This window comes from Stenotrophomonas maltophilia, assembly GCF_003970865.1.
Classification (GTDB): Bacteria; Pseudomonadota; Gammaproteobacteria; order Xanthomonadales; family Xanthomonadaceae; genus Stenotrophomonas; species Stenotrophomonas maltophilia_AR.
The window spans coordinates 1-652 of sequence record NZ_RXLZ01000161.1 but is presented as its reverse complement, the minus strand read 5'-3'; the positions used below and the strand labels follow the sequence as shown (position 1 = coordinate 652).

Annotated in this window: 1 pseudogene; it reads left to right on the top strand. The window is 57.5% G+C overall.

The features are described 5' to 3' along the window. Window positions 1-652: pseudogene (locus tag EKL94_RS22205) on the top strand (IS3 family transposase); the annotation flags it as partial.

Genomic DNA, 652 nt, shown 5'->3' with positions numbered 1-652 from the left:
CCCCCGCAGCCGCCCCAAAAGCCGATGAAAAAGAGCCGTTCGTCCAAGCCGCCTGAGGATATGAGCCGCGATGAGCTGCTCAGGGAAGTCGCCTATCTGCGCGCGGAGACCGACTACCTAAAAAAACTCGATGCCTTGATCCGGGAAGAGCAGGCGGCGCAGGACGCAAAGCGCAAGCCATCCAAGGATTGAGGCAGGTTCATACGCTGTCGCTTCTGCTCGAAGCGGCAGAGTTGTCACGCAGTACGTTCTATTACCAGAACCACGTCCTGGCCCATCCGGATCAGGATGAGGCAGCCCTGTGTGAGCACATCCGTGCAATCTACGATCAAAGCCAAGGGCGCTATGGCTATCGCACAGTGACGCTGGAATTGGCCAATCAGGGTCATCGGACCAATCACAAACGGGTACAGCGCCTGATGGGAGAGATGGGCCTGAAATCGCGGGTACGCGTGAAGCGCTACCGGTCCTTCAAGGGGGCCGCCAATGTTGTGGTTGGCAATGACCTCAATCGCCAGTTCCATGCCGAGCGGCCCAATCAGAAGTGGGTGACTGACGTGACCGAGTTCAAGGTGCAAGGCATGAAGCTGTACCTGTCGCCGATCATGGACCTCTACAACGGCGAAATTGTGGCTTATCAGATCAAGCGCCA